The following is a 23,865-nucleotide window of genomic DNA, read 5'->3' on the forward strand; positions in this document are numbered from 1 at the left end:
ACACTTGTTGGCCTACGATTGTTGGCATGACGACGAAAGCCCCCGGATCCCCCCGCCGCTCGGACGCGACGAAGGCCGCGATCCTCGAAGCCGCCCGTGAGCGGTTTGCCGCCGATGGCTATGAGCGCGCCACCATCCGGGCCATCGCACGCGACGCGAACATCGACCCGTCGATGGTGATGCGCTACTACGGCAGCAAGGAAGGGCTGTTCGCGGCCGCGTCCGTGATCGACCTGCGGGTGCCGGAGCTCGGGGCGCTGCCCGGGAAGCACATCGGGGCCGTGCTGGTCGCGCACTTCCTGGACCGCTGGGAGCAGGACGACGTGCTGACAGGTCTGCTCAGGGTCGGTGTCACCAATGACGCGGGGGCCGAGCGCATGCGGGCCGTCTTCGCGGAACAGCTCGGTCCGGTGGCTGCCGGTGTCTGTCCGGTCCCCGCCGAGGCCCCGCGCCGCGCAGCGCTCGTCGCGTCCCAGATCCTGGGGATGGCGCTCGCCCGCTACGTCCTGCGCATCGCCCCCGCTGTCTCGATGCCTCGTGACGAGGTGATCGCCTGGCTCGCACCCACCGTCCAGCGCTATCTGACCGCCGAGCAGCCGTAGTGGGTGCGGTGGTCGGGGCCCGTGGGGATGACGCGGGGGCAGCATCTGCTTCGTACACTCTCTGCATGCCGCAGAAGTCCCCGGTCCGGCGCAATGCTCTGCTGGCCGAGCTGTCCACCGAGTCGCGCCGCTATATGGCTGCGTACGCCCTCTTCAATCAGGCCGTCGCCGACCATCTGCGGATCCACCCGACCGATCTGCAGTGCCTCAACCTGCTCGGCCTCGAAGCGGAATCCGTCACTATCGGGCGTATCGCGGAGCTGACCGGGCTCACCACCGGGTCGGCGACCCGGCTCGTCGACCGGCTGGAACGGGCCGGGTATGTGACACGTGAGCGCGACACGGCGGACCGACGGCGGGTGCTCGTTGCGACCGTGCCGGAGCGGATGGCGGAGTTCGGTGCGGTCTGGGAGAGGCTGAGTGGGGACTGGGCGGCGATGTTCGAGGCGTATGACGACGACGAGGTGGCACTCCTCATCGCTCATATGCGGCGGACGGTCGAGCTCGGTGCGGGCCAGATCGCGCGGCTGCGGAGCGGGGAGTTCGATGCGGCGCAAGGCGGGTCGTAGGGCGATTCGTCAGGTGTGCCGTGCGGATGAGGTCCGGCCGTGCCTCGCCGGACAGCCCTACCGGACCGGACCGGCCTGATCCCGGGCGCCGAACTCGAGCACTGCGTCGGCGACGATGGTCTCCAGGTGGGAGTGGTGGGCGCCGCGCCAGTACACCCGGCCGCACCCCGTGCACTGCGCGAAGACGTCGTACGACTGCTGTGTGCCGTGCTCCAGCTGCTCCCGGACGGATTCCTTGTCCGCGTCAGTCAGCGGCCCATTGCAGGCCGTGCACCGGGTCCACGGGGCCAGCTCCGGTGCGAACCGCTCCAGCACGTCCCGCAGCTGATCGTCCGGACGGTCGCTGTAGATGTACGCCCCCGCCCAGATCTCCCGCCGCCGCAGCAGTCCCCGGTCCCGGGAGAGAAGTACCCGCTGCTCCCTCGCCGACAGGGCGGCCAGCGCCGGGTCGCCGAGGTCCTCGCTCTCGTATGCCGCGTCGACGCCCAGCAGCCGCAGCCGCCGGGCGAGCGTGCCGAGGTGGACATCGAGCAGGAAGCGCAGCGGCGCGCCTTCGACGCGCTGGGGGCGCGCCACCGCGCGCACCTCCACCAGTTCGCCCGCGCCCGGGATGTGCGAGACGGGGACGGGGCGGCCGTCCACGAGCAGTTGGCCGGCCTCGGTGAGCGGGACGCCGAGCGATTCCACGACATGGCCGAGTGTCGAGGCGCCGTCGGTGGTCACTGACGTGCGTCCGTTGCGGCGTTCATGGGCAACGAAGAGCCGCAGTTCAGGGTCGACTTCGAGGTGGATCTCCGGTCCGTTCACTTCGTCAGCATGACACCGGGCGGTCTGCGTGAGCCAGGGAATTCACGGGCGAGGGGCAGCCGGAGGCGGATGGCCCGGCTCAGAGGCTGTCGGGCTGCCTCTGATCGGGCGATCGAAGGCAGCCCGACAGCCTCTCAGGCGCGGAACGCGTCGGCGTGCTCCTCGGCCCAGGCGGCGAACGTACGGGCCGGTCGGCCGGTCAGCTTCTCGGTCTCGCCGGTCACCTCGGCGGGTGAACCGTCCGTTGACGCCCAGTAGCTGAGCAGCCCCTCGGCGACCTCCTCGGGGAGGTACGAGGTCACGGATTCCTTCCAGGCCGACCGGCTCACGGCGTTGACCGCGACGGGGCGTCCCGAAGCCGCCGCCAGCAGGCCGATCTGTTCGGCGGCTGTGAGCGATTCGGGGCCGGTCAGGTGATACGCCGAGCCCTGCAGCCCGTGCTCGGTGAGGACCGCGAGGGCGGCCTCGGCGATGTCCGCCTCATGGATCGGGCTGGTGTGGCTGCGCGGGAAGGGCAGGTCCACGACGCCGTGACTCCGTATCGCCGCGGACCACTGGTATGCGTTGGCCGCGAAGGCGCCCGGGCGCAGGAAGGTCGTGGTGAGAGGTGAGGCGGCGAGCGCCTGCTCGACCGCGTGGTGGGGGCGGGCGATCGGGTTCTCCTGCGCGTCCGGGCCGAGTACCGAGCTGGAGGAGAGCAGCACGATGTGCCGGACTCCGGCTGCTTCCGCCCGGGTGAGGAACGAGTCGATCCCGGCCGGTTCGGCGTACAGGAAGACGGAGCCGACGCCGTCCAGTGCGGGGGCGAAGGTGGCGGGATCGGTGAGATCGCATGCCGCGGCCGCCACTCCGGCGGGCGGGTCGAGCCGGGCGGGGTCACGGGAGGCGGCGCGCACGGCGTGGCCGTCGCGGTGCAGGAGCGAAACGAGTGCGGAACCGACGCGGCCGCGGCTTCCGGTGACGAGAGTGAGCATGAGGGGTGAGCTCCTTGAGTCGTTTTATGTGTAACGCATAAGCTGTGTCACGCAGATAACTATTCAAGAGGAGGGCCCGCCCGTCAAACGTTTTGGGCGGGCCCGCGGGTCACGCCGGGCTGAGGGCTGCCGGTTACGGCACGACGCGGTAGTGCGTGGTGACGCGGCCACCCGCGCCCGGGTCGCCCTCGTCCAGGACATGGAAGGCGACCCCGGGCGGCGCCTCCGGATCGATCAGCCCCTCGCCGCTCTCCCAGGGCAGCCGCAGCGTCGACACGACTCCGGGTGCCACGAGCAGAGGCCGCCCGGCGAACGTCGATGCCATCGGGGTGTGGGCGTGGCCGGTCAGGATCGCCGGAACGCTGTCGACGGAGCGCGCGGCGAGGAGTTCGGCGAACCGTGCCGCGTTGGTCAGGTTCGTCGAGTCCAGGTACGGGTGGTGGACGGCGGCCGGGGGGTGGTGGAACGCGGGAATGGCCGGGGTGTCGCCCAGCTCGTCGAGCGTGTGCGCGAGCCACTCCAGGGTCTCGTCGTCGAACCGGCCCGGGTCCTCGCCGGGGATCGTCGAGTCGCAGAGCAGCAGGGCGTAACCGGCCACGTGGTGCAGCCGGTTGATGGGCGCGGTGCCGTCGCCCGTCCCCCCTCCCGCTTCTTCGGCCAGCAGGATCTTTCGGTATGCGGAACGGTCGTCGTGATTGCCGGGGCACGGGAACGCGGGCGCGGTCAGCGCCGCCAGCAGGCGGGCCGCCTCGGCGTACTCCTCGGGTGCGCCGTGGTCCGCGATGTCGCCGGTGACCAGGACCGCGTCCGGCTGCCGGGCCAGGGAGTTGAGGTAGTTCACCACCCTGCTCGCGCGGTCCGTGGCACGGGCCGTTCCGTCGAGATGCAGATCGCTGATGTGTGCCAGCAGCATCGGGTCCCCCGTCGCTCGGTGAATCGGTTCTCATGGTTGATGGGCTGTCGACCATGAGAGTGGTTGCCGGATCCCCCTCGCAAGCTCCCGGGGCTGCGCCTACAGTTCCCGCATGAAGATCACCGACCTCGAACCCGGCGACCCCCGACTGATCACGGACCTACTTCCCGTGCTGCGTGAACTGCGTCCGCATCTGACGGAGGACCTCTTCCGCGAGGTGTACGAAAAGGGGTACCCGCAGGGGCTCCGCTTCACCGCCGTCCACGACGGCGACGGCGCATGCGTGGGCGCGGCCGGATGGCGGATCGTCGACAACACCAGCCAGATCCGCAAGCTGTACGTCGACGATCTGGTCACCGCAGAGCACGCCCGGTCCACCGGTGTCGGCCACCGGCTCCTGGGGTATCTGGAGCAGCGTGCCCGGGAGGCCGGCTGCCTGGACCTGAGTCTGGACTCGGGCACGCATCGCACCGATGCCCACCGCTTCTATCTGCGGGAGCGGCTGGACATCGTCGCGTTCAGCTTCAACAAGCCTCTGGCCCGGAATTCGGACTGATCCCGGGGCCGGACCCGGAACCGAGCTCCGGAGTGAGGTCCAGTCGCCAGTCGTTCGTCAGCAGCGCATGGCCGGGCGGGTACTCGAAGTCGCACTGGCCGACCAGGATGAAGCCCGTCCTGCGGCACACCGCGTTCGACGCGCCGTTGTCGACGGACGGGTAGGCGTGCAGATAGCGGTGCTTGCGTTCGGCGCGCGCCTGCTCGACGACGGCCCTGGTCGCGGCCGTGGCGATGCCCTGCCCCTGGTGGCCGGCGAGGACGGCCCACCCCGTCTCGTACACTTCCTGGCCCTGCCAGGTGCGCTCCCAGAAGCCGATCGTCCCCACGGCCTCGCCCCCGCTTCCGTCGGCCAGGGTGATCCGGAACATCCTGCCCCGGCCCGTCCGGTCCGCGCTCAGCTCCACATAGCGTCCGTGGCGCACCATGAGCTGCTCCTCCGACTCGGGACCGCCCAGATGATCCATCAGTTCCGGCGCGTTGACCCGGCGCAGGAGCTCCAGGTCGCCGTCCGACCAGGGCTCGATCCGCACGGGAGATGCCGATGACGGGGGAGTGTGCTCCATGTGGCAACAGTAGGACGTGGCGCTGACAATCAGCGCCGGGCGAGTGCCGTCGGCGGCACTCCGAGCGTCGTCGTGAAGTCCCTGACCAGGTGCGCCTGGTCGCTGTAACCGAGTTCCGCCGCGAGCGTGGCCCAGTCCACCTCGGGGTCGGTCTCGGCGCGTTCCAGTGCCTCGTGGATGCGGTAGCGCAGGATCACCCACTTGGGGCCGACGCCCACATAGGTGGCGAAGAGCCGCTGCAGCGACCGTGCCGACAGCCCTTCGGCGCGGGCGAGTTCGTCGACGCGGCGGATCGTACGGTCCGTGCGGACGCGCTCGACCAGCGCCACCGCGCGCTCGGCCTGCGGGTCGGGTTCCGGGGCGAGCGCCAGCAGGTAGGCGTCCAGCGCCGCGACCCGTGCGTCCTCCTCGGCCGGGTCCAGCACGGCCGTCACGGGTGCGGGTACGGCGAGGACCTCGTCCGCCATGAGCCGTCGGCCCGACCACCGCGACACCGGGTGGTCCGGTGCGAACGGCCGGAAGCCGCCCGGCCGGAACTTCACCCCGCAGACCCGTCCCCGGCCCTCCAGCTTCTGGCTGAAGAGCTGGAGCCCGATGCCCGCGACCTCCGCGAAGGCGGCCTCGCCGGTGCCCTCGTAGTGCTGGAAGACCAGGTTGACCGAAGGGTGCGGCACCACGTGCGAGGTGTACGGCTCCGGCAGGTCCCAGTCGATCAGCCAGTAGAACGCCACCTGCGTCCGCAGCCCGGGAGCGGGCTCGCGGCGGCGGAAATGCACGTGCGAGAAGAGTTCGGGGGCGTCGACGATGCCCCGGTTGTCGCGTCGAGGACCTGACATGACAGCGATCCTATGACGTACAACAGTTCGAATCATCCTTGTCGCGTTTCTTCAAGACGCGGGCGGTTGCCGGATGCACGGTTGAAGGATGAAGAAGATCAGTGAATTGCTGGACATGGCCGCGGAGCGGGCGATTCCTGTGGTGCGCGGGATCGACGACGGCCAGCTGGACGACCCCACGCCATGCACGGAGTACGACGTGCGGGCCCTGGTCGACCACCTCTTCCAGGTGGTCGTCAACTTCCAGGCCCTGGCGGCCAGGGAGGAGCCGGACTTCGGCGCGAAGCCGACCGTGGTCACCGGCGACTGGCGCAGCCGCTTCGGCGAGGAGACGGCCAAGCTCGTTGCGGCGTGGGGCGCGCCGGGTGCGGACGAGGGGACCGCGGGTTCCATGGGGTTCCCCGCCAGAACCGTCGCGCAGATGGTGCTGGGCGATCTGACCGTGCACGCATGGGACCTGGCGCGCGCCACCGGGCAGGAATTCGTTCCGGACGAGGCCGTGGTGAGCGAACTGGGGCCCGGTGTCGCCGACATGGCTCCGAACGCGCGGAAGGCGAAGGTGTACGGCGAACCCTTCCCCGTACCGGACAGTGCTGGCCCTTTTGAGCGGATGCTGGGTACGACCGGCCGTGACCCGGGCTGGCAGCCGCCCCGGGCGTGACCCCGGGGACGCCCGGGGCGCTTGCGGAGCCGATGTTTTCCGCCGACGTCGGCTACTGCGCGGCCGGTTCCGGTGCTCCCGCGGAGCCGTAGAGCGCACTGAGCGTCGCGTACGCCTCCTCGACGATCTTCCTCGCCGCCTCGGTCATCTCGCGCTCGGCCAGGCGGGCCGCCTGATGGGTGTACGGCGACGGCGGCGCCGGGTGCCGGCGCCGCCACCAGCTCTCGCAGCCTGCGTAGATCCCGCCGGCGAAGACCAGCAAGGGGATGGCCAGGGCCGGCGGCGTGTCACCCATGGCAGGCTCCTCGATATCGAGCCCCGTACGCGACCACGTGAGCTGTAGGGCGTGCTTCGAAAGCAGCGTCGTCCGCCCGGCAGACGGGGCTTTCGAAACACGCCCTGGCGGGCATCGGCATGCGGCAGGCCGGCTGAAGATCGGTCTTCGGTCAAAGAATGGCCGGATGCGGGCGTGAACCGGACACCCTCCGGTTGTCCGGAGTCCACACGTGCAGAGCATCCCCGTCCCTGGGCGATGTGTACCGGGTGCCGTTGCCGAGCGCCGTGGGCGCGCCGCAGACCGGCCCCGGCTCAGGGCCAGACCAGGCAGTACGCCTGATGCCCCGCATCATGCAGACGATGGCTGAAATCCTGCCACTCGTGCAGCAGTTGGTAGACGTTGAACGCGTCGCGCGGGCCGCCGCGGTCCGGGACCGTGGACCAGATGAAGGCCGCGGCGCCGACCGATTCCTCGCCGACTCCGCGCAGCGGGTCGACGACCGTCATGGGAAGTTTGACCACGGCGTAGTCGGGGTGCAGGACGACCAGTTCCAGCGGGGGGACCCTGTGCAGGGGTATGCCCTGGATTCCGGTGAGGACCATGGCCGCCACCGTCTCCGGTTTGATCTTGGTGAACATGCCGCCCATGCCCAGCTCGTCGCCGCCGAGCTCCTCGGGGCGCATGGAAATGGGCACCCGTGCGGCTGTGGCCCCGTCGGGGGCCCCGAAGTATTTGTACGTCACCCCCACCCGGCCTCCACTCCCGCTTCCGGACTGCGCACTGCCGGCCTGTATGCCCTGCCGACGCTCGGCCTCACGCCGGTGCCGACCCCGGCGGGCAGGCTCGGGCCCCAGGTCGCCGGTCCCTTCGCCCACTTCGCCACCGCGATGCATATCTCATCCACCCGACTACTTAGGAGACAAAGCCCCCGCCGCGCAACCTGATCATCGTGCCAGTGACCTCCCCCGCGGGCTTGGTGTGAAACACCTGTCCGCAAGATCGCCGGAGGCTCTGACACCATGGCATGTGTGAGCTTTCCCTATGACGCCCCAGTTTCGCAGACGCTTTTCGACCGCGCGTCCCTCGTGACGCCCGGCGGCGTGAACTCTCCTGTACGCGCCTTCCGGGCCGTGGGCGGTACGCCCCGCTTCATGGTGTCCGGCACCGGTCCGTACCTCACCGATGCCGACGGCCGTGAGTACGTCGACCTCGTGTGCTCGTGGGGGCCGATGATCCTCGGCCACTCCCACCCCGAGGTCATCGCCGCAGTCCAGGAGGCTGTCGCCCGCGGCACCTCGTTCGGTACGCCCGGTGAGGGCGAGGTCGCGCTCGCCGAGGAGATCGTGGCCCGGATCGAGCCTGTGGAGCAGGTGCGGCTGGTGTCCTCCGGCACCGAGGCGACCATGTCCGCGATCCGGCTGGCCCGCGGATTCACCGGCCGGGCCAAGGTCGTGAAGTTCGCCGGCTGCTATCACGGGCACGTCGACGCGCTGCTTGCCGCCGCCGGGTCCGGGGTCGCGACCTTCGGACTGCCGGACACCCCGGGCGTCACCGGCGCGCAGGCCGGCGACACGATCGTGCTGCCGTACAACGACCTGGAGGCCGTGCGGGCCGCGTTCGCCGCGCACCCCAATGAGATCGCCTGTGTGATCACCGAGGCCTCGCCCGGCAACATGGGCGTGGTGCCGCCGCTGGACGGTTTCAACGCCGGGCTCAAGGAGCTCTGCGCCGAGGGCGGTGCGCTGTACATCTCCGACGAGGTCATGACCGGATTCCGGACCTCGAAGGCCGGCTGGTTCGGCGTCGACGGCGTGCGGCCCGACCTGATGACCTTCGGCAAGGTCATGGGCGGAGGCTTCCCGGCCGCGGCCTTCGGCGGGCGCGCCGACGTGATGGCGCACCTCGCCCCGGTCGGCCCCGTCTACCAGGCGGGCACCCTCTCCGGGAACCCGATCGCCACCGCCGCCGGTCTCGCCCAGCTGCGGCTGCTCGACGACGCGGCGTACGCGAAGGTCGACGCGGTCTCCGCGGAGATCCGGTCCCTGGTGAGCGAGGCGTTCACCAAGGAGGGCGTCGCGCACACGGTGTCCGCGGCGAGCAACATGTTCTCCGTGTTCTTCACGGACCAGCCGGTGCGCAACTACGAGGATGCCAAGAAGCAGGAAGCTTTCCGCTTCACCGCCTTCTTCCACTCGATGCTGTCGCAGGGCGTCTATCTGCCGCCGTCCGCGTTCGAGTCCTGGTTCGTCTCCACCGCCCACGACACGCAGGCCGTCGAGCGGATCGCCGCCGCCCTGCCCGCTGCCGCCCGCGCCGCCTCGGAGGCCACCTCATGAGCGAGACCAGCAGTACCAGCCGTGCAGACAGCGCGCGTCAGGACATCACTGTCGTTCATCTGATGCGGCACGGGGAGGTGCACAACCCCGAGGGCGTGCTCTACGGACGCCGTCCCGGCTACCACCTCTCCGAGCTCGGCCGGCGGATGGCCGACCGGGTGGCCGAGCACCTGGAGAAGCGCGACATCACCCATGTTGTCGCCTCTCCGCTGGAGCGCGCCCAGGAGACGGCGACGCCGATCGCCAAGGCGCACGGCGTCGACCTGGCCACCGACGAGCGGCTGATCGAGGCGGCCAATGTCTTCGAGGGCAAGACCTTCGGGGTCGGCGACGGTGCGCTGCGCAAGCCGGACAACTGGAAGCACCTCACCAACCCCTTCCGCCCGTCCTGGGGCGAGCCGTACATCGAGCAGGTCGTACGGATGATGGGCGCACTCGACGCAGCGCGCGACGCGGCCCGTGGGCACGAGGCGGTCTGCGTCAGCCACCAGCTGCCGATCTGGATCGTCCGGAGCTTCGTCGAGCGACGACGGCTCTGGCACGACCCGCGCAAGCGGCAGTGCACGCTGGCCTCGCTGACCAGCTTCACGTACCAGGGCGACAAGATCGTCTCGGTCGGCTACACCGAGCCGGCCCGCGATCTGGTCCCTGCGCACCTGCTGGCCGGCGCGAAGCCGGTGAAGGGGAAGTCCAAGGCGTTCGGCGCGTAGCCGGGACTTCTCGACCCGCACGGGCCCCTGCCGATGTGTCGGCCGGGGCCCGTGGTGCGTTCGGGTCATGAACAAGGCCACGTCAGGAGTGGGGTCTGGGCACGCACAGAATTGTGTGTTAGACGGCGGAACCCCCGCGTTGTTCCGCGCATCTAAGCCTTCGCCAGTTTGTATGCAGTTGGGTCGGAACGACCGCAGATGGGGACGTCATGCGCGACATCAGCCGAAGGAGCCTGCTCGGAGCCGGACTGGGGGGCGCGGCTGCCATCGGGATGGCGGGCTGCGGTTCCCGGCACTCTTCCGAACGCGGCCGGCCGGGACCCGGCCCCGGGGAGACGGCGGGCGGCAAGGCAGAGGGGGACGGTGCCGCGGAAGTGGATGTCCGCGAGATCGGGGACGGTTCCACCGCGGACACCGGGGAGCAGCCGAACCAGCCTTCCGCGCCGGTTCCGCTGGAACCCGGCCAGACCCCGCCGCAGTTCGTGATCTTTTCCTGGGACGGGGCGGGTGAAGTCGGCACCGGGCTCTTCCCGCGTTTTCTCGAACTCGCCAAGGAACACGATGCGGCGATGACCTTCTTCCTCTCCGGGATCTACCTGCTGCCCGAGTCGAAGAAGTCCCTGTACCGGCCGCCGAACAACCGCATCGGCGCCTCCGACATCGGCTATCTCACCGATGCCCACATCAAGGAGACGCTGGGCCACATACGCAGGGCCTGGCTCGACGGTCATGAGATCGGCACGCACTTCAACGGGCATTTCTGCGCCGGTTCCGGATCGGTCGCCCACTGGACGTCCGCGCAGTGGGAGAACGAGATCGCTCAGGCGGTCTCCTTCGTCACCGAATGGCGCACCAATACCGGCTGGACCGATCTCGACCCGCTGCCCTTCGACTACCGCAAGGAACTCGTCGGCGGCCGCACCCCCTGTCTGCTCGGCCAGAACAATCTGCTGCCCACCGCGCGCCGACTGGGCTGGCGCTACGACGCGAGCTCGCCCGGCGGCACGCAGGTCTGGCCCGAGAAGCGCCAGGGCATATGGGACCTTCCGCTGCAGGGCATGCCGTTCCCCGGGCACACCTTCGAAGTGCTGTCGATGGACTACAACATCCTCGCGAACCAGTCACGGAACACCACCCGGGGAATGCCGTCGCGCTATCCGGAATGGCGCACCCAGGCCACTCGGTCGTACCTCGCCGCCTTCCACCGCGCGTACGGGTCGAATCGAGCACCATTCTTCATCGGCAACCACTTCGAGGAGTGGAACGGCGGCATCTATATGGATGCGGTGGAAGAGACCCTCAAAAGGATCGCCGGGAAGCCGGATGTGCGGCTCGTGTCCTTCCGGCAGTTTGTCGACTGGCTCGACGTCCAGGATCCGGCCGTGCTCGCGAAGCTTCGCACGCTGGAGGTCGGCCAGTCGCCCGACGGTGGCTGGAACGCCTTCTTTAAACGGGCCTGACAACGGGCTTTACGGGCACCGAGGGGGGTGAGCAAGATCCCCGGAACAGCCATGCGAAACTTTTCACATGAGCTCTGGCCGCGCACCCCGACGCCGCTTCACCCTGCTCGCCGCCCCCGCAGCGGCCGCCGCACTGGCGCTGACCCTGACTGCTTGCGGCGGTGACGGCAACAAGGCCGGCGGTGGCGGCAATTCGCACTTCGTCACCGGCAGTGGCGGAATTTCCACCGTGGCCAAGGCGGACCGCCAGGACGCGCCGAAGCTCGACGGCACGACACTGGACGGCAAGCCCCTCGACGTCGCCGACTACAAGGGCAAGGTCGTCGTGCTGAACGTATGGGGCTCGTGGTGCGGCCCCTGCCGGCTGGAGGCCAAGCACTTCGCGAAGGTGTCGAAGGAGACCGCGAGCCAGGGCGTCCAGTTCATCGGGATCAACACCCGGGACGCCACGAAGGGCCCGGCGGTGAACTTCGAGAAGGACAACAGCATCACCTACCCGAGCTTCTTCGACCCGATCGGGAAGCTCATCCTGCGCTTCCCCAAGGGCACGCTGAACCCGCAGGCCATTCCTTCGACCGTGGTCATCGACCGGGACGGGAAGATCGCGGCCCGCACGCTCGTCGCCCTCGACGACGTCAAGCTGCACAAGATGATCGACCCGCTGATCGCGGAGAAGTGATTCCGTGCTCACCCTTGCCACACTTCCGGGGCAGAACGAGACCGTGATGAACGGGGCGCTGGTCGTCGCCCTGCCCATCGCCGTACTCGGCGGGCTCGTCTCGTTCTTCTCGCCATGTGTTCTGCCCCTCGTGCCCGGCTATCTCTCGTACGTCACCGGCGTCAGCGGCACTGATCTGGCGCAGGCCAGGCGAGGGCGCATGGTCGCGGGAGCCTCGCTCTTCGTGCTCGGCTTCACCGCCGTGTTCGTCTCCGGCGGCGCGCTCTTCGGCTTCTTCGGCCAGACGCTCCAGGCGCACAGCACCACGCTCTCCAGGATCCTCGGCGTGCTGATGATCCTGATGGGGATCTTCTTCATGGGCCTGATGCCGTGGATGACGCAGCGCGAATTCCGTATCCATAAGAGGCCGGTGACCGGGCTGGCGGGCGCACCGCTGCTGGGCGCCCTGTTCGGGATCGGCTGGACCCCGTGCCTCGGCCCGACGCTCAGCTCGGTGAGCATCCTCGCGATGGACCAGGGCACCGCCGGACGGGGGGCGATACTGACCATCGCCTACTGCCTCGGGCTCGGTGTGCCCTTCGTGCTCGCCGCGGTCGCCTTCCGCAAGGCGCTCGGCGCGTTCGGCTGGGTCAAGCGCCACTACGCATGGGTCATGCGGATCGGCGGCGTCATGATGATCGTGACCGGGCTGCTCCTGCTGACCGGTGTGTGGGGCAGCATGATGCAGGAATTGCAGGGCTGGTCCGACGGCTTCACGGTGGGGATCTGAGTTCCATGAGCAACACCAAGACCAACGCGGCCGAAGAGCGCGCGAACGAGCGCGAGCGTGAGAGCCGGCAGGAGCGGGAGAACGCGGCCGAGCTCGGCGCGGCCGGCTCGCAGCTCTCCACCGCCCCGCGCGAAGAGGCCTTGGCCTCGTTGCCCGCCATGGGCGTCATCGGCTGGGCGCGCTGGTTCTGGCGCCAGCTCACCTCGATGCGGGTCGCGCTGATCCTGCTCTTCCTGCTCTCGCTCGGGGCCATCCCCGGCTCGCTGATCCCGCAGAACAGCGTGGACGAGCTGAAGGTGCAGACCTTCAAGGAAGCCCACACCACCGTCACGCCGATCTACGAGAAGCTCCAGTTCTTCGACGTCTACAGCTCGGTGTGGTTCTCCGCGATCTACATCCTGCTGTTCATCTCGCTCATCGGCTGCATCGTGCCGCGCACCGGCCAGTTCATCGGCCAGCTGCGCAGCCGGCCGCCGGGCGCCCCCAAGCGGCTGACCCGGCTGCCCGCTTACACGACGTGGCGCACCGACGCCGAACCCGAGCAGGTCCGCGAGGCAGCGCTCGCGATGATGCGCAAGCGGCGCTTCAGGGCGCACGTGGACGGCGATGCGGTCGCCGCGGAGAAGGGCTATCTGCGCGAGGCCGGGAACCTGATGTTCCATATCGCGCTGATCGTCATGCTGGTGGCCTTCGCCACCGGGCAGCTCTTCAAGTCCGAGGGCGGCAAGCTGATCGTCGAGGGCGACGGCTTCTCCAACACGCTGACGCAGTACGACGACTTCAAGTCCGGTTCGCTGTACGACCCCGACTCGCTCGCCCCGTTCAGCTTCACTCTCGACAAGTTCGTCGGCACGTACGAGCGCAGCGGCCCGCAGATCGGCACGCCCCGCAAGTACGAGGCCCACGTCACGTACGCCGAGGGTGCGTACGGCAAGCCGAAGAAGGCGGTCATCAAGGTCAACGAGCCGCTGGTGGTCGACGGCTCCAAGGTCTATCTGATCGGGCACGGCTACGCCCCGGTCGTCTCCGTCAAGGACGGCAGGGGCAAGGAGGTCTACAAGGCCGCCGTGCCGCTGCTGCCGATCGACTCGAACGTCACCTCGACCGGTGCGATCAAGGTGATGGACGGCTACAAGGACGGGACCGGCAAGAGGGACCAGCTGGGCTTCCAGGCGTTCTTCGTGCCGACGTTCGCCGGCAACGGCAAGGGGACGATGTTCTCCCAGTTCCCGGCCGCGGACTTCCCGGTACTGGCCCTCAACGGCTACCACGGCAGCCTCGGTGTCGACTCCGGACTCCCGCAGAACGTGTACCAGCTGAACACCTCGAAGATGTGGGCGTTCAAGGACAGCAAGGGCGACAAGCTGAAGCAGCGGCTGCTGCCCGGCGAGACGATGAAGCTGCCGGACGGCGCCGGATCGATCACCTTCGAAGGCGTCGAGCAGTGGGCCAGCTTCCAGATCTCGCAGCAGCCCGCCAGCGGCTGGGCGCTCACCGGAGCCATCGGGGCCATCGCCGGTCTGGCCGGATCGCTGTTCATCCAGCGGCGCCGGGTCTGGGTCCGGGCCGTACGGGGAGCGGACGGCGTCACCGTCGTGGAGATGGCGGGGCTGGGCCGCAGCGAGTCCGCGAAGCTTCCCGAGGAGCTGAGTGATCTCGCGGTCACCCTCCATGACATGGCGCCCACCGCGCACGACGACGCAACTGCCGAAGCACTTTCCGAAGAACCTGCCGAAGGGGCTGAGAAGTGAATCTCGCCGCCGCAACCAACGAGAATCTGGCACACACCAGCAATGTGCTGATCTATTCGTCGATGGCCGTCTACACCCTGGCCTTCTTCGCGCACATCGCGGAGTGGGTGTTCGGCAGCCGCAGCAAGGTCGGCCGGACCGCCGCCGCGCTGACCGGGGACGAGGCCGCCGCCTCCTCGGCGAAGATCCAGGTCCAGGTCGCGCAGAAGGGCCGCGCCACCGCCGTACTGGACCGGCCGAAGATCATCACGAGGTCCGCCGCCGGCTCGCGGGACGTCCCGGACGGCCCCGGTGCCGCCGGGGGCACGTTCAAGGGTGACCTGTACGGGCGGATCGCGGTCTCCCTGACCGTCGTCGCCTTCCTCGTCCAGGCCGGTGGTGTCATCGCCCGCGCGATGTCCGTGCAGCGTGCCCCCTGGGGCAACATGTACGAGTTCTCGATCACCTTCTCCACGGTGGCCGTCGCCGCGTACCTGATCCTGATGGCGTTGAAGAAGAACGTCCGCTGGATGGGCCTGATGCTGGTCACCACCGTCCTGCTGGACCTCGGCATCGCGACCACCGTGCTGTACACCTCCAGCGACCAGCTGGTGCCCGCACTGCACTCGTACTGGCTGTGGATCCACGTCTCCACCGCCATCATCTGCGGCGCCGTCTTCTATATCGGCGCGGTCGCCACGCTGCTCTACCTGTTCCGCGACAGCTACGAGAACAAGCTGGCGAACGGCACCGAGCCCGGCTCCTTCGCCCACTCCGTGCTGTCCCGGCTGCCCGCCGCGGCGACCCTCGACAAGTTCTCGTACCGCATCAACGCCGCCGTCTTCCCGCTCTGGACGTTCACGATCATCGCGGGCGCGATCTGGGCGGGCGACGCCTGGGGCCGCTACTGGGGCTGGGACCCCAAGGAGGTCTGGTCCTTCATCACCTGGGTCGCGTACGCCTGCTACCTGCACGCCCGCGCCACCGCGGGCTGGAAGGGCCGCAAGGCTGCCTACCTGGCGCTGATCGCGTTCGGCTGCTGGCTCTTCAACTACTACGGCGTGAACATCTTCGTCACCGGCAAGCACTCCTACGCCGGCGTCTGACCGTTCCCGCGTACGGGTGCGGAACGCGCCCCACCGGGCCACGCTGGAACCATGACCGACGCACTCCCCGTGATCGAACGTGGTACCGCCGAGACCCACGGTGACCACCACCTCCTGCGGTTCGTGCTCCGGCTGCCCCACCCCGTCCCACGGGTGTGGGCAGCCGTTGCCAGTTCCGAGGGGCTGCGGGGCTGGCTCGCGGCCGCCGACCCGTTCGAGCCACGCATCGGCGGGGCGATCACACTGCGCTGGCTCAATACCGACCCGGACGGGAACGCCACGGTCGCCTCCGGCACCGTCACCGCCTGGGACGTCGAGCGCGTCGCCGAGTACACCCTCGAAGGGGTGCACGGCCGGATCCGCTTCCACCTGGAACCGCCGCGCGGCGAACACGTGCTCCTGCGCTTCAGCAACGAGTTCCACGGCGATGATGCGCTGCGGCTGGACTGCCTGGCGGGCTGGCACAACCACTTCGAGTACCTGGTGGACGCCCTGGACGGGCACCCCGCCGACTGGTCGCGGTGGACCCTGGCCCGATGGCGGGAACTGCGCGAGAGCTACGGTGCGGAGGACGGCTGCAAGCAGTTCTGAGCCGGGGGCTTCCCCGCCGCCCAGGCGTCCGGGTGCGCGAGCGACGCGTACCGCACCGTGACGTTGCGGCACGGCGTCACATCGTCAACACCAGGATATCGGCGGCGTGTGGGAGGAGGGTGAGGATTTTCGAACGCTATTCGGCGCCGATGTCCTCGTTCCAGAGGTCGGGGTGGTCGCGGATGAACTCCCGCATCAGGGCGGTGCATTCGGGGTCGTCGAGCAGTACGACCTGGATACCGTGCTCGGCCAGCCAGTCGTGGCCGCCGTGGAAGGTGGCGGCCTCGCCGATGACCAGCCGGGAGATGCCGAACTGGCGGACCAGGCCGCTGCAGTACCAGCAGGGTGAGAGCGTGGTGACCATGGTCGTGCCGCGGTACGAACGCTGCCGGCCGGCCGCGCGGAAGGCGGCGGTCTCCGCGTGCGCAGACGGATCTCCGTCCTGGACGCGGCGGTTGTGGCCCTTGCCGAGGAGCGTGCCGTCCGCGGCGTAGAGTGCCGCGCCGATGGGGATGCCGCCCTCGGCGAGACCGGCGCGGGCCTCTGCGAGGGCGGTGGCGAGCATGGCCGTGTCGTTCATGCGCGTCCTCTCCTGGTGGTCGGTGCGCGGGGGCGGTGCCCCCGGGTGGTCGCCGCCCCCGGACCGCCGATCGATGCGCGTGGTGCACGCGGCCCTAGAAGCGCTCAGCCCGCAGGAGCGGACAGCACGGTTGCCCGTGCTCGAACGGCCGGGGCGGCCGCTGTATCTGTGAGCCTGCGCGCTACGAGGCGGGCGGAGCGGACCCCTCGGGACCCGCCCCGCTCTCCCGGCGCTTGAGCTCCTCCTCGCGGCGGCGCAGATCCGCCTCCCAGTCCTTGAGGAGCGACTCGTCCTTCTTGTTCTCTTCCTTCAGCGCCTTCAGGAATTCCGGATTGTCGTCCGGCGCCACCCACTCGTGGCGGTGATTGCGGTGCCATTCGGAGGGCGTACGGCCTCCGGCGGGTGCCTGACGCAGCTTGCCGGCGGCCAGCCACACGATCGGGCCGACGACCCAGAAGAGCAGGATGATGAAGACCCAGGCGATCTTCGGCAGGTGCCTGGCCTCGTCCTCCGGGGTGTTCAGACAGTCGATGAACGCGTAGATCGTCAGCGCAAAAGGCAGGAGATAGATCAAGGCCCGGAACATGGTGGAAGGGTCCCCCCGCGGAGAGATGGCGGGGCACTGTCCCGCCCCGGTGACGGGCCCAGGGTAGCCGGTGGCCGATACTGGACCGCATGGCTTACGACGATCTTCGTTCCCTCCTCCGGGCGCTGGAGCGCGAGGGCGAGCTCAAGCGCATCAAGGTCGAGGTCGACCCCTACCTGGAGGTCGGCGAGATCGTCGACCGGGTGAACAAGGCGGGCGGCCCCGCCCTGCTCTTCGAGAACGTCAAGGGCTCGTCGATGCCCCTGGCCATGAATGTCTTCGGGACCGACCGGCGGCTGCTGAAGGCGCTCGGGCTGAAGTCGTACGCCGATATCAGCGACAGGATCGGCGGCCTGCTGAAGCCGGAGCTGCCGCACGGCTTCGTCGGAGTGCGCGAGGCGTTCGGCAAGCTCGGCTCGATGGTGCACGTGCCGCCGAAGAAGGTGAAGTCGGACAGCGCCCCCGTGCAGGAGGTCGTCCTCACCGGCGACGACGTGGACCTGGACCGGCTGCCCGCACTCTTCACCTGGCCCGAGGACGGCGGCTCCTTCTTCAACCTGGGGCTCACCCACACCAAGCACCCGGAGACCGGCGTACGGAACCTGGGGCTCTACCGGCTCCAGCGCCACGACCGGCGCACCATCGGGATGCACTGGCAGATCCACAAGGACAGCCGCAACCACTACCAGGTCGCCGCCAAGCGTGGGGAGCGGCTGCCCGTCGCGATCGCGTTCGGGGCGCCGCCCGCGGTGACGTACGCGTCCACCGCCCCGCTGCCCGGGGACATCGACGAGTACCTGTTCGCCGGGTTCATCCAGGGCAAGCGGATCGAGATGGTCGACTGCAAGACCGTGCCGCTGCAGGTCCCGGCGCAGGCGGAGGTCGTCATCGAAGGGTGGCTGGAGCCCGGGAAGATGCTTCCCGAGGGGCCGTTCGGCGACCACACCGGGTTCTACACGCCGCAGGAGCCGTTCCCCGCGCTGACCATCGACTGCGTGACCATGCGGAAGCGTCCGCTGCTTCAGTCGATCGTGGTGGGCCGGCCGCCGACCGAGGACGGGCCGCTGGGGCGGGCCACCGAGCGGTTCTTCCTGCCCCTGCTCAAGATCATCGTGCCGGACATCGTGGACTACCACCTTCCGGAGGCGGGCGGCTTCCACAACTGCGCGATCGTCTCGATCGACAAGAAGTACCCGAAGCACGCCCAGAAGGTGATGAGTGCCATCTGGGGCGCGCACATGATGTCGCTGACCAAACTGATCGTCGTCGTGGACTCCGACTGCGACGTCCACGATCTGCACGAGGTCGCCTGGCGGGCGCTCGGCAACACCGACTACGCCCGGGACCTCACTGTCACCGAAGGCCCGGTCGATCATCTCGACCACGCCTCCTACCAGCAGTTCTGGGGCGGCAAGGCGGGCATCGATGCGACGAAGAAGTGGCCCGAGGAGGGCTACACCCGGGACGGCGGCTGGCCTGACATGGTCGAGTCCGACCCGGAGACGGCGGCGAAGGTCGACCGCCGATGGAAGGAGTACGGGCTGTGAGTGCGGCCGAAGCGACGCTGGGCCCCGGGCCCGCGCAACCGACCGGCAGGGTCAAGGCGTTCTTGCGGCTCGTGATGATCGAGCACTCGGTCTTCGCGCTGCCCTTCGCCTACATCGCCTCGCTGACCGCGATGTTCCACCTCGACGAGACCATCCACTGGGTGCGTCTGCTGCTCGTCACCATCGCGATGGTCGGGCTGCGCACGTTCGCCATGGCCGCGAACCGGATCATCGACCGCGAGATCGACGCCCGTAATCCGCGTACCGCCGGCCGTGAGCTGGTCACCGGTGCCGTCTCCGTGAGGTCGGCGTGGACGGGCGCGCTCGTCGCGGTCGTCGTCTTCCTCGGCGCCGCCGCGCTGCTGAACCCGCTGTGTCTGGCGCTCGCGCCGATCGCCGTCGTGCCGATGGTCGTCTATCCGTACGGCAAGCGGTTCACCCACTTCCCGCACGCCATCCTCGGCATCGCGCAGGCCATGGGGCCCATCGGGGCCTGGCTGGCGGTCACCGGCAGCTGGTCGTGGGACGCGGTGATACTCGGCCTCGCGGTCGGCATCTGGATCGGCGGCTTCGACCTGATCTTCGCCTGCCAGGACGTCCAGGCGGACCGCGCGCACGGCGTGTTCTCTGTCCCGGCCCGCTTCGGGATCCCGGCCGCGCTGTGGGGGGCTCGGGTCTGCCATGCGGTGACGACCGGGCTGTTGGTCTGGTTCGGCCTGGCGACGGGTGCGGAGCTGCTCTACTGGATCGGGATGGTGATCGTCGCCGTGGCGTTCGTGTACGAGCACCGCGTGGTGCGGCCGCACGATCTGTCCCGGCTGAACCGGGCGTTCTTCTCCGTCAACGGATTCATCGGGATCGCGCTGTTCGCATGCGCCCTGCTGGACCTGCTGGTGCGCGGCCTCACACCGTGAAGGCGGGGGGTGCGGGGCGGGTGCTACCGCGCGGGCGGCGGAACGCGAACGCCGCGCCCACCCCTCCGATCAGCCCGAACAGATGCCCCTGCCAGCTGATCCCGGAGTCGGTCGGCAGGACTCCCCACAGCAGGGAGCCGTAGACCGCGGCGATCACGACACCCACCACGACGTCGAGTGGCCTCCGGTCGACGAAGCCGCGGACCAGCAGATAACCGAAGAGGCCGAAGACGACGCCGGACGCGCCGAGCGTGACGGTGTGCGGCGGCGCGGTCAGCCAGACGCCGAAGCCGCTGACGACGATGACGGTGAGGACGACAGCGGCGAACCGGCGTATCCCGCCGAGGGCGGCGATGAAGCCGAGGACCAGCAGCGGGACGGTGTTGGAGGCGACATGCTCCCACCCGCTGTGCAGGAACGCGGCGGGCACGATGTCGAGGAGTTCGGCCGGCTCGCGCGGGGTGATGCCGTAGGTGTCGAGTGCCTGGCCGGTCGCCGTGTCGATGCCTTCGAGCACCCACAGCAGTGCGATCCAGCCCAGCATCAGCGCGCCGGCCGTTGTCGCCCGCGCGGAGGTGCCTGTACGGGTACCGGTCACGGCCGCCCCCTGTCCTTGGCCGTCGACGGCCTGTCCTTCATCAGTCGGAACGCGCGGAGCCCCTCGCTCGGTTCCGCAACTCCCGTGCCGGATAGGCTCGGGGGTGTGGAATCCGGGACTTCAGTGAGTCAGCAGCAGCGGCAGCCTTGGATTGTCGGGGTTTCGGGTGCCTCAGGCACACCATTCGCCGCCGCCGTGCTGCGTGGTCTGCTGGCTGCGGGCGAGAGCGTCGACCTGGTGGTGAGCCGGGCCTCGCGGCTGACGCTGCTGGACGAGACGGGGATCGCCTTCCGCGACGCACGCTGGCAGGAGGACCTGCGGAGCTGGCTGGCGCGCGGCGCGGACGGGAAGCCGGACACCTTCGAGCTGGGTGATGCGGAGCTCGACGGCGTACGGCACTGGGCAGCCGGTGATCTCGCGGCCGGGCCGTCCTCGGGGTCGTACCCGGCGAAGGGGATGCTGATCGTTCCCGCCTCGACGGCCTGTGTGGCCGGAGTGGCGCTCGGACTCTCGAAGGATCTGCTGCAGCGGGCCGCGAGCGTGACGCTCAAGGAGCGGCGGAAGCTGGTTGTCGCGGTGCGCGAGACTCCGCTGAACGGTCAGACGCTGAAGCATCTGGTGGCCCTGGACGAGGCGGGCGCCGTGGTGCTGCCCGCCTCTCCGGCGTTCTATGCGGGCGCGACGCACATCCAGGATCTGGTGGACTTCGTCGCGGGGCGGGTGCTGGACGCGGCAGGGGTGCCGCACCAGCTGTACCGCCGGTGGGAGGGGAAGCTCGGTGGCTCCCGTGACTGAGGCCGGGTTCGTCCCGGCGGGACTCAGCGCTTCTTCGGGGCGCGCGGGGTGCGGGTCTTGTCGACCCGGTGCGCGGCGGCGGGCTGGTGGGCACGCGAGCGGTTGGCCAGGTCCTGCAGCTCGCGCATCCGGGCGTAGGCCATCTCGATCGTGTACACGGTGTTTTCACTCCTGAGGATTCGAAAGCACTTTTTGGAATATCTGAAAGATTTACAGGGCGTGAGCTCTGTATGCCTTAGATTCTACACGTAGACTCGCGGTACTGCTGAACAATGGAAGGTTTCAGTCATATGGACGCGGTGGACAGGCAGCTCATCCAGGCCCTGCGGGAGAACGGCAGGGCCTCGTACGCCGAGCTGGGGCGGCTCGTCGGGCTCTCCGGGCCCAGCGTCACCGACCGCATCAACCGGCTGGAAACCGCCGGTGTCATCACCGGCTACCGCGCCACTGTCGACGCCGCCTCGCTCGGGCTCGGGGTCACGGCCCTGATCGGCATCTCGCTCTCCGACGCCGCCGACCACGAGGACGTCGCGCGCCGGCTCAAGGACCTCGCCGAGATCGAGGACTGCTGGTTCATCGCGGGCGACGACTCGTTCATGCTCAAGGTGCGGGTCGGTGACGTCGACGGCCTGGAGAAGACCATTCGCCGGCTCAGCGGCACGAAGGGCGTCTCCCGGACCCGTACGACGATCGTGCTCTCCACCAAGTGGGAGAACCGGGTCGGGGAACTGCCCGAGGAGTCGTAGGCGTAACGTGGTGGAGCCCCCGGGGGACCGGGGGTTTCTGCCGGTGTCACGGCGGAATCCGGTGGAACGAACAGCACGTCAGAGACATCTGGGAGGCAGCCGCATGGACGTTGGGCTCAAGCGCGAGCTGGAGGAGAAGGTCCGTGCGGGGGAGCGGCTGACCCGTGAGGACGGCATCGCCCTCTACGAGTCGGACGATCTGGCCTGGCTCGGCGGCCTCGCCCACGAGGTGCGCACGCGCAAGAACGGTGACGTCGTGCACTTCAACGTCAACCGGCACCTCAACATGACGAACGTATGCACCGCCTCGTGCGCGTACTGCTCGTTCCAGCGCAAGCCGGGCGAGAAGGACGCGTACACGATGCGCATCGAGGAGGCCGTCCGCCTTGCGAAGGCGATGGAGGGCGAGAACCTCACCGAGCTGCACATCGTCAACGGGCTGCACCCCACCCTCCCGTGGCGCTACTACCCGCGCTCCCTCAGTGCGCTGAAGGAAGCCTTGCCGCAGGTCTCCCTCAAGGCGTTCACCGCCACCGAGATCCACCACTTCGAGACCATCTCCGGGCTCTCCGCCTCCGAGATCCTCGACGAGCTGATCGAGGCCGGTCTGGAGTCGCTGACCGGTGGCGGCGCGGAGATCTTCGACTGGGAGGTCCGCCAGCACATCGTGGACCACGACACTCACTGGGAGGACTGGTCGCGCATCCACCGCCTCGCGCACGAGAAGGGTCTGAAGACCCCGGCGACGATGCTGTACGGGCACATCGAGGAGCCGCGTCACCGCGTCGACCATGTGCTGCGACTGCGCGAGCTGCAGGACGAGACCGGTGGCTTCCAGGTCTTCATCCCGCTCCGCTACCAGCACGACTTCGTGGACATGAAGGACGGCAAGGTCCGCAACAAGCTCCAGGCGCGGACGACGATGGCGACCGGCGCCGAGGCGCTGAAGACCTTCGCGGTCTCGCGTCTGCTCTTCGACAACGTCCCGCACGTCAAGGTCTTCTGGGTGATGCACGGCGTGCAGACCGCCCAGCTCGCGCTGCAGCACGGCGCGGACGACATGGACGGCTCGGTCGTCGAGTACAAGATCACGCACGATGCGGACAACTACGGCACGCCGAACAAGCTCGGCCGTGACGACCTGCTGGACCTGATCCGGGACGCGGGCTTCCGCCCCGTCGAGCGCAACACCCGGTACGAGATCATCCGTGAGTACCCGGGGCCGGACGCGGAGCGTCGCGAGGCGCCGCAGCCGATGCGCGTCTGACGTCCGGCACGTCCCTGCGCACCACTTCGTACGAAAGCCCCGGCCGCCGTTCCCGGCCGGGGCTTTCTCGCGTACCGGACGGTTCTTGAGCCACTCATTCGGTAATAGGTAACCTGCCCTTATGGCACTTACTTTCGAGCTCGACCCCAAGTTCGACGGCGCGCTGCGGGACGGCATCACCGCGCTCTGGGCCGATGTCTCCAACGCGGGCGGAGCCGTCGGCTTCATACCACCCGTCACCACCGAGGAGATCCGGCCCGAACTGGTCAAGCATCTCGTCTCGATGGCCGAGGGACACACCCGGCTGCTGGTCGGGTACGACGAGGAGGGCGCCGTCGCCGCCACCGCCTTCCTCACCCACAACACGCACCGGCTGATGACCCACTGGCTCTGGATCTACACGGTGATGGTCCACCCCCGGCACCAGGGCAAGGGCTACGGCCGGGGCCTGATGTCCGCCGTGGCGGAGGCGGCCCGCGGGTTCGAGGGCATCGAGGCGATCCGGCTGACCTGCCGGGGCGGCACCGGCGCCGACCGTTTCTACAGGTCGTGCGGTTACCAGGAGGTCGGGCGGGTGCCGGGCGGGATCCGGGTCGCCGACGGGGACGACCGCGACGACGTCATCATGCTGCTCCCGCTGGGCTGACCGCAGGGGTCATCGGGCTGAACCTGCCCGCCGAAGCGATCGATA

The 23,865-nt window shown here is 69.0% G+C and carries 29 protein-coding genes; 18 read left to right on the forward strand and 11 right to left on the reverse strand.

Annotated elements, in window-relative coordinates; genetic code table 11:
- The first annotated feature begins 26 nt into the window (after positions 1–26).
- Positions 27–602 (forward strand): TetR family transcriptional regulator, encoded by a 576-nt coding sequence (locus ACNPQM_RS02130; RefSeq protein ID WP_418082634.1) that lies wholly within the window; start codon positions 27–29, stop codon positions 600–602.
- 65 nt (positions 603–667) lie between these two features.
- Positions 668–1,171, forward strand: coding sequence for a MarR family winged helix-turn-helix transcriptional regulator (locus ACNPQM_RS02135; RefSeq protein ID WP_418082635.1), 504 nt, complete (start codon positions 668–670; stop codon positions 1,169–1,171).
- Positions 1,172–1,228: 57 nt separating this feature from the next.
- Here the strand turns inward: ACNPQM_RS02135 and ACNPQM_RS02140 are convergent, their stop codons facing one another.
- The 3 genes from ACNPQM_RS02140 to ACNPQM_RS02150 all read right to left on the reverse strand — a co-directional run bounded on the left by ACNPQM_RS02140 (position 1,229) and on the right by ACNPQM_RS02150 (position 3,865).
- The gene (locus ACNPQM_RS02140) at positions 1,229–1,978 is read right to left on the reverse strand and encodes a Mut7-C RNAse domain-containing protein (protein ID WP_418082636.1); all 750 of its coding nucleotides are present in this window, start codon (positions 1,976–1,978) and stop codon (positions 1,229–1,231) included.
- Between the two features lie 134 nt (positions 1,979–2,112).
- Positions 2,113–2,952, reverse strand: coding sequence for an NAD(P)H-binding protein (locus tag ACNPQM_RS02145; protein WP_418082637.1), 840 nt, complete (start codon positions 2,950–2,952; stop codon positions 2,113–2,115).
- 133 nt (positions 2,953–3,085) lie between these two features.
- Complete coding sequence (locus ACNPQM_RS02150) at positions 3,086–3,865, reverse strand: metallophosphoesterase (protein WP_418082638.1); 780 nt, start codon at positions 3,863–3,865, stop codon at positions 3,086–3,088.
- Between the two features lie 112 nt (positions 3,866–3,977).
- On the opposite strand from ACNPQM_RS02150, the gene ACNPQM_RS02155 reads away from it, so the two are divergent.
- Positions 3,978–4,421, forward strand: a complete 444-nt coding sequence (locus ACNPQM_RS02155) for a GNAT family N-acetyltransferase (protein ID WP_418082639.1) — start codon at positions 3,978–3,980, stop codon at positions 4,419–4,421.
- Here ACNPQM_RS02155 and ACNPQM_RS02160 read toward each other — a convergent pair.
- On the reverse strand, positions 4,390–4,986 hold the full coding sequence (locus tag ACNPQM_RS02160) for a GNAT family N-acetyltransferase (RefSeq protein ID WP_358858374.1): 597 nt from the start codon (positions 4,984–4,986) through the stop codon (positions 4,390–4,392). The two genes, ACNPQM_RS02155 and ACNPQM_RS02160, sit on opposite strands and share 32 nt — an antisense overlap.
- 29 nt (positions 4,987–5,015) lie before the next feature.
- The gene (locus ACNPQM_RS02165) at positions 5,016–5,822 is read right to left on the reverse strand and encodes an AraC family transcriptional regulator (protein WP_418082640.1); all 807 of its coding nucleotides are present in this window, start codon (positions 5,820–5,822) and stop codon (positions 5,016–5,018) included.
- An 88-nt stretch (positions 5,823–5,910) separates the two neighbouring features.
- Here ACNPQM_RS02165 and ACNPQM_RS02170 point away from each other — a divergent pair, with 88 nt between their 5' ends.
- Positions 5,911–6,483 (forward strand): TIGR03086 family metal-binding protein, encoded by a 573-nt coding sequence (locus tag ACNPQM_RS02170; RefSeq protein ID WP_418082641.1) that lies wholly within the window; start codon positions 5,911–5,913, stop codon positions 6,481–6,483.
- Between the two features lie 52 nt (positions 6,484–6,535).
- On the opposite strand, the gene ACNPQM_RS02175 is transcribed toward ACNPQM_RS02170, so the two are convergent.
- Together ACNPQM_RS02175 and ACNPQM_RS02180 are read right to left on the reverse strand one after the other, a co-directional pair.
- Positions 6,536–6,778, reverse strand: coding sequence for a hypothetical protein (locus tag ACNPQM_RS02175; RefSeq protein ID WP_418082642.1), 243 nt, complete (start codon positions 6,776–6,778; stop codon positions 6,536–6,538).
- A gap of 293 nt (positions 6,779–7,071) precedes the next feature.
- Positions 7,072–7,653 (reverse strand): hypothetical protein, encoded by a 582-nt coding sequence (locus ACNPQM_RS02180; protein ID WP_358858371.1) that lies wholly within the window; start codon positions 7,651–7,653, stop codon positions 7,072–7,074.
- A gap of 126 nt (positions 7,654–7,779) precedes the next feature.
- On the opposite strand from ACNPQM_RS02180, the gene hemL reads away from it, so the two are divergent.
- The 8 genes from hemL (at position 7,780) to ACNPQM_RS02220 (ending at position 16,141) form a co-directional block, all read left to right on the forward strand.
- Positions 7,780–9,096 (forward strand): glutamate-1-semialdehyde 2,1-aminomutase, encoded by a 1,317-nt coding sequence (gene hemL / locus ACNPQM_RS02185; protein ID WP_418082643.1) that lies wholly within the window; start codon positions 7,780–7,782, stop codon positions 9,094–9,096.
- Positions 9,093–9,806, forward strand: coding sequence for a histidine phosphatase family protein (locus tag ACNPQM_RS02190; protein ID WP_358858369.1), 714 nt, complete (start codon positions 9,093–9,095; stop codon positions 9,804–9,806). The genes hemL and ACNPQM_RS02190 overlap by 4 nt, the downstream gene beginning before the upstream one ends.
- A 209-nt stretch (positions 9,807–10,015) precedes the next feature.
- Positions 10,016–11,266 (forward strand): hypothetical protein, encoded by a 1,251-nt coding sequence (locus ACNPQM_RS02195; protein WP_358858368.1) that lies wholly within the window; start codon positions 10,016–10,018, stop codon positions 11,264–11,266.
- A gap of 67 nt (positions 11,267–11,333) precedes the next feature.
- Positions 11,334–11,945: a TlpA family protein disulfide reductase gene (locus ACNPQM_RS02200; RefSeq protein ID WP_358858367.1), complete on the forward strand. Its 612-nt coding sequence runs from the start codon at positions 11,334–11,336 to the stop codon at positions 11,943–11,945.
- Between the two features lie 46 nt (positions 11,946–11,991).
- The gene (locus ACNPQM_RS02205; RefSeq protein ID WP_418082825.1) at positions 11,992–12,714 is read left to right on the forward strand and encodes a cytochrome c biogenesis CcdA family protein; all 723 of its coding nucleotides are present in this window, start codon (positions 11,992–11,994) and stop codon (positions 12,712–12,714) included.
- Between the two features lie 5 nt (positions 12,715–12,719).
- The gene (resB, locus tag ACNPQM_RS02210) at positions 12,720–14,465 is read left to right on the forward strand and encodes a cytochrome c biogenesis protein ResB (protein ID WP_418082644.1); all 1,746 of its coding nucleotides are present in this window, start codon (positions 12,720–12,722) and stop codon (positions 14,463–14,465) included.
- A complete protein-coding gene (gene ccsB / locus ACNPQM_RS02215; protein WP_418082645.1) occupies positions 14,462–15,550 on the forward strand; it encodes a c-type cytochrome biogenesis protein CcsB in 1,089 nt (362 codons plus the stop codon). Before resB ends, ccsB begins: the two co-directional genes overlap by 4 nt.
- 51 nt (positions 15,551–15,601) lie before the next feature.
- Positions 15,602–16,141: an SRPBCC domain-containing protein gene (locus ACNPQM_RS02220; RefSeq protein WP_418082646.1), complete on the forward strand. Its 540-nt coding sequence runs from the start codon at positions 15,602–15,604 to the stop codon at positions 16,139–16,141.
- A gap of 136 nt (positions 16,142–16,277) precedes the next feature.
- Here the strand turns inward: ACNPQM_RS02220 and ACNPQM_RS02225 are convergent, their stop codons facing one another.
- A complete protein-coding gene (locus ACNPQM_RS02225; RefSeq protein ID WP_418082647.1) occupies positions 16,278–16,721 on the reverse strand; it encodes a nucleoside deaminase in 444 nt (147 codons plus the stop codon).
- A 181-nt stretch (positions 16,722–16,902) separates the two neighbouring features.
- Positions 16,903–17,307, reverse strand: coding sequence for a PLD nuclease N-terminal domain-containing protein (locus ACNPQM_RS02230; RefSeq protein WP_418082648.1), 405 nt, complete (start codon positions 17,305–17,307; stop codon positions 16,903–16,905).
- Positions 17,308–17,396: 89 nt separating this feature from the next.
- Here ACNPQM_RS02230 and ACNPQM_RS02235 point away from each other — a divergent pair, with 89 nt between their 5' ends.
- The gene (locus ACNPQM_RS02235) at positions 17,397–18,854 is read left to right on the forward strand and encodes a menaquinone biosynthesis decarboxylase (protein WP_418082649.1); all 1,458 of its coding nucleotides are present in this window, start codon (positions 17,397–17,399) and stop codon (positions 18,852–18,854) included.
- The gene (gene mqnP, locus ACNPQM_RS02240) at positions 18,851–19,768 is read left to right on the forward strand and encodes a menaquinone biosynthesis prenyltransferase MqnP (RefSeq protein WP_358858359.1); all 918 of its coding nucleotides are present in this window, start codon (positions 18,851–18,853) and stop codon (positions 19,766–19,768) included. The genes ACNPQM_RS02235 and mqnP overlap by 4 nt, the downstream gene beginning before the upstream one ends.
- Here the strand turns inward: mqnP and ACNPQM_RS02245 are convergent.
- Positions 19,758–20,312, reverse strand: coding sequence for a rhomboid family intramembrane serine protease (locus ACNPQM_RS02245; RefSeq protein ID WP_418082826.1), 555 nt, complete (start codon positions 20,310–20,312; stop codon positions 19,758–19,760). The genes mqnP and ACNPQM_RS02245 overlap by 11 nt on opposite strands.
- Before the next feature lie 177 nt (positions 20,313–20,489).
- Between ACNPQM_RS02245 and ACNPQM_RS02250 the strand changes: the two genes are divergently transcribed.
- Positions 20,490–21,161 carry a UbiX family flavin prenyltransferase gene (locus ACNPQM_RS02250; RefSeq protein ID WP_358858421.1) on the forward strand — a complete coding sequence of 224 codons (672 nt, stop codon included), beginning with the start codon at positions 20,490–20,492 and terminating at the stop codon, positions 21,159–21,161.
- A 23-nt stretch (positions 21,162–21,184) separates the two neighbouring features.
- On the opposite strand, the gene ACNPQM_RS02255 is transcribed toward ACNPQM_RS02250, so the two are convergent.
- Positions 21,185–21,319, reverse strand: coding sequence for a hypothetical protein (locus ACNPQM_RS02255; protein WP_358858358.1), 135 nt, complete (start codon positions 21,317–21,319; stop codon positions 21,185–21,187).
- 132 nt (positions 21,320–21,451) lie between these two features.
- Between ACNPQM_RS02255 and ACNPQM_RS02260 the strand changes: the two genes are divergently transcribed.
- From ACNPQM_RS02260 to ACNPQM_RS02270, 3 genes are all read left to right on the forward strand, one after another.
- Positions 21,452–21,907 carry an Lrp/AsnC family transcriptional regulator gene (locus ACNPQM_RS02260; protein WP_266984550.1) on the forward strand — a complete coding sequence of 152 codons (456 nt, stop codon included), beginning with the start codon at positions 21,452–21,454 and terminating at the stop codon, positions 21,905–21,907.
- Between the two features lie 103 nt (positions 21,908–22,010).
- Complete coding sequence (gene mqnE / locus ACNPQM_RS02265; RefSeq protein ID WP_418082650.1) at positions 22,011–23,174, forward strand: aminofutalosine synthase MqnE; 1,164 nt, start codon at positions 22,011–22,013, stop codon at positions 23,172–23,174.
- A gap of 121 nt (positions 23,175–23,295) precedes the next feature.
- Positions 23,296–23,820 carry a GNAT family N-acetyltransferase gene (locus ACNPQM_RS02270; RefSeq protein WP_418082651.1) on the forward strand — a complete coding sequence of 175 codons (525 nt, stop codon included), beginning with the start codon at positions 23,296–23,298 and terminating at the stop codon, positions 23,818–23,820.
- Positions 23,821–23,865 lie beyond the last annotated feature (45 nt).

It is taken from the genome of Streptomyces sp. NPDC056231 (genome assembly GCF_048270745.1).
Classification (GTDB): Bacteria; Actinomycetota; Actinomycetes; order Streptomycetales; family Streptomycetaceae; genus Streptomyces.

What these genes read in the sequence shown, in the direction of transcription:
- ACNPQM_RS02130 (WP_418082634.1), top strand. Translation starts at nt 27, where the DNA reads ATGACGACGAAAGCCCCCGGATCCCCCCGCCGCTCGGACGCGACGAAG.
- ACNPQM_RS02135 (WP_418082635.1), top strand. Translation starts at nt 668, where the DNA reads ATGCCGCAGAAGTCCCCGGTCCGGCGCAATGCTCTGCTGGCCGAGCTG.
- ACNPQM_RS02145 (WP_418082637.1), bottom strand. Translation starts at nt 2,952, where the DNA reads ATGCTCACTCTCGTCACCGGAAGCCGCGGCCGCGTCGGTTCCGCACTC.
- ACNPQM_RS02150 (WP_418082638.1), bottom strand. Translation starts at nt 3,865, where the DNA reads ATGCTGCTGGCACACATCAGCGATCTGCATCTCGACGGAACGGCCCGT.
- ACNPQM_RS02155 (WP_418082639.1), top strand. Translation starts at nt 3,978, where the DNA reads ATGAAGATCACCGACCTCGAACCCGGCGACCCCCGACTGATCACGGAC.
- ACNPQM_RS02160 (WP_358858374.1), bottom strand. Translation starts at nt 4,986, where the DNA reads ATGGAGCACACTCCCCCGTCATCGGCATCTCCCGTGCGGATCGAGCCC.
- ACNPQM_RS02165 (WP_418082640.1), bottom strand. Translation starts at nt 5,822, where the DNA reads ATGTCAGGTCCTCGACGCGACAACCGGGGCATCGTCGACGCCCCCGAA.
- ACNPQM_RS02170 (WP_418082641.1), top strand. Translation starts at nt 5,911, where the DNA reads ATGAAGAAGATCAGTGAATTGCTGGACATGGCCGCGGAGCGGGCGATT.
- ACNPQM_RS02175 (WP_418082642.1), bottom strand. Translation starts at nt 6,778, where the DNA reads ATGGGTGACACGCCGCCGGCCCTGGCCATCCCCTTGCTGGTCTTCGCC.
- ACNPQM_RS02180 (WP_358858371.1), bottom strand. Translation starts at nt 7,653, where the DNA reads ATGCATCGCGGTGGCGAAGTGGGCGAAGGGACCGGCGACCTGGGGCCC.
- hemL (WP_418082643.1), top strand. Translation starts at nt 7,780, where the DNA reads ATGGCATGTGTGAGCTTTCCCTATGACGCCCCAGTTTCGCAGACGCTT.
- ACNPQM_RS02190 (WP_358858369.1), top strand. Translation starts at nt 9,093, where the DNA reads ATGAGCGAGACCAGCAGTACCAGCCGTGCAGACAGCGCGCGTCAGGAC.
- ACNPQM_RS02195 (WP_358858368.1), top strand. Translation starts at nt 10,016, where the DNA reads ATGCGCGACATCAGCCGAAGGAGCCTGCTCGGAGCCGGACTGGGGGGC.
- ACNPQM_RS02200 (WP_358858367.1), top strand. Translation starts at nt 11,334, where the DNA reads ATGAGCTCTGGCCGCGCACCCCGACGCCGCTTCACCCTGCTCGCCGCC.
- ACNPQM_RS02205 (WP_418082825.1), top strand. Translation starts at nt 11,992, where the DNA reads ATGAACGGGGCGCTGGTCGTCGCCCTGCCCATCGCCGTACTCGGCGGG.
- resB (WP_418082644.1), top strand. Translation starts at nt 12,720, where the DNA reads ATGAGCAACACCAAGACCAACGCGGCCGAAGAGCGCGCGAACGAGCGC.
- ACNPQM_RS02220 (WP_418082646.1), top strand. Translation starts at nt 15,602, where the DNA reads ATGACCGACGCACTCCCCGTGATCGAACGTGGTACCGCCGAGACCCAC.
- ACNPQM_RS02225 (WP_418082647.1), bottom strand. Translation starts at nt 16,721, where the DNA reads ATGAACGACACGGCCATGCTCGCCACCGCCCTCGCAGAGGCCCGCGCC.
- ACNPQM_RS02230 (WP_418082648.1), bottom strand. Translation starts at nt 17,307, where the DNA reads ATGTTCCGGGCCTTGATCTATCTCCTGCCTTTTGCGCTGACGATCTAC.
- ACNPQM_RS02235 (WP_418082649.1), top strand. Translation starts at nt 17,397, where the DNA reads ATGGCTTACGACGATCTTCGTTCCCTCCTCCGGGCGCTGGAGCGCGAG.
- ACNPQM_RS02245 (WP_418082826.1), bottom strand. Translation starts at nt 20,312, where the DNA reads ATGCTGGGCTGGATCGCACTGCTGTGGGTGCTCGAAGGCATCGACACG.
- ACNPQM_RS02260 (WP_266984550.1), top strand. Translation starts at nt 21,452, where the DNA reads ATGGACGCGGTGGACAGGCAGCTCATCCAGGCCCTGCGGGAGAACGGC.
- mqnE (WP_418082650.1), top strand. Translation starts at nt 22,011, where the DNA reads ATGGACGTTGGGCTCAAGCGCGAGCTGGAGGAGAAGGTCCGTGCGGGG.
- ACNPQM_RS02270 (WP_418082651.1), top strand. Translation starts at nt 23,296, where the DNA reads ATGGCACTTACTTTCGAGCTCGACCCCAAGTTCGACGGCGCGCTGCGG.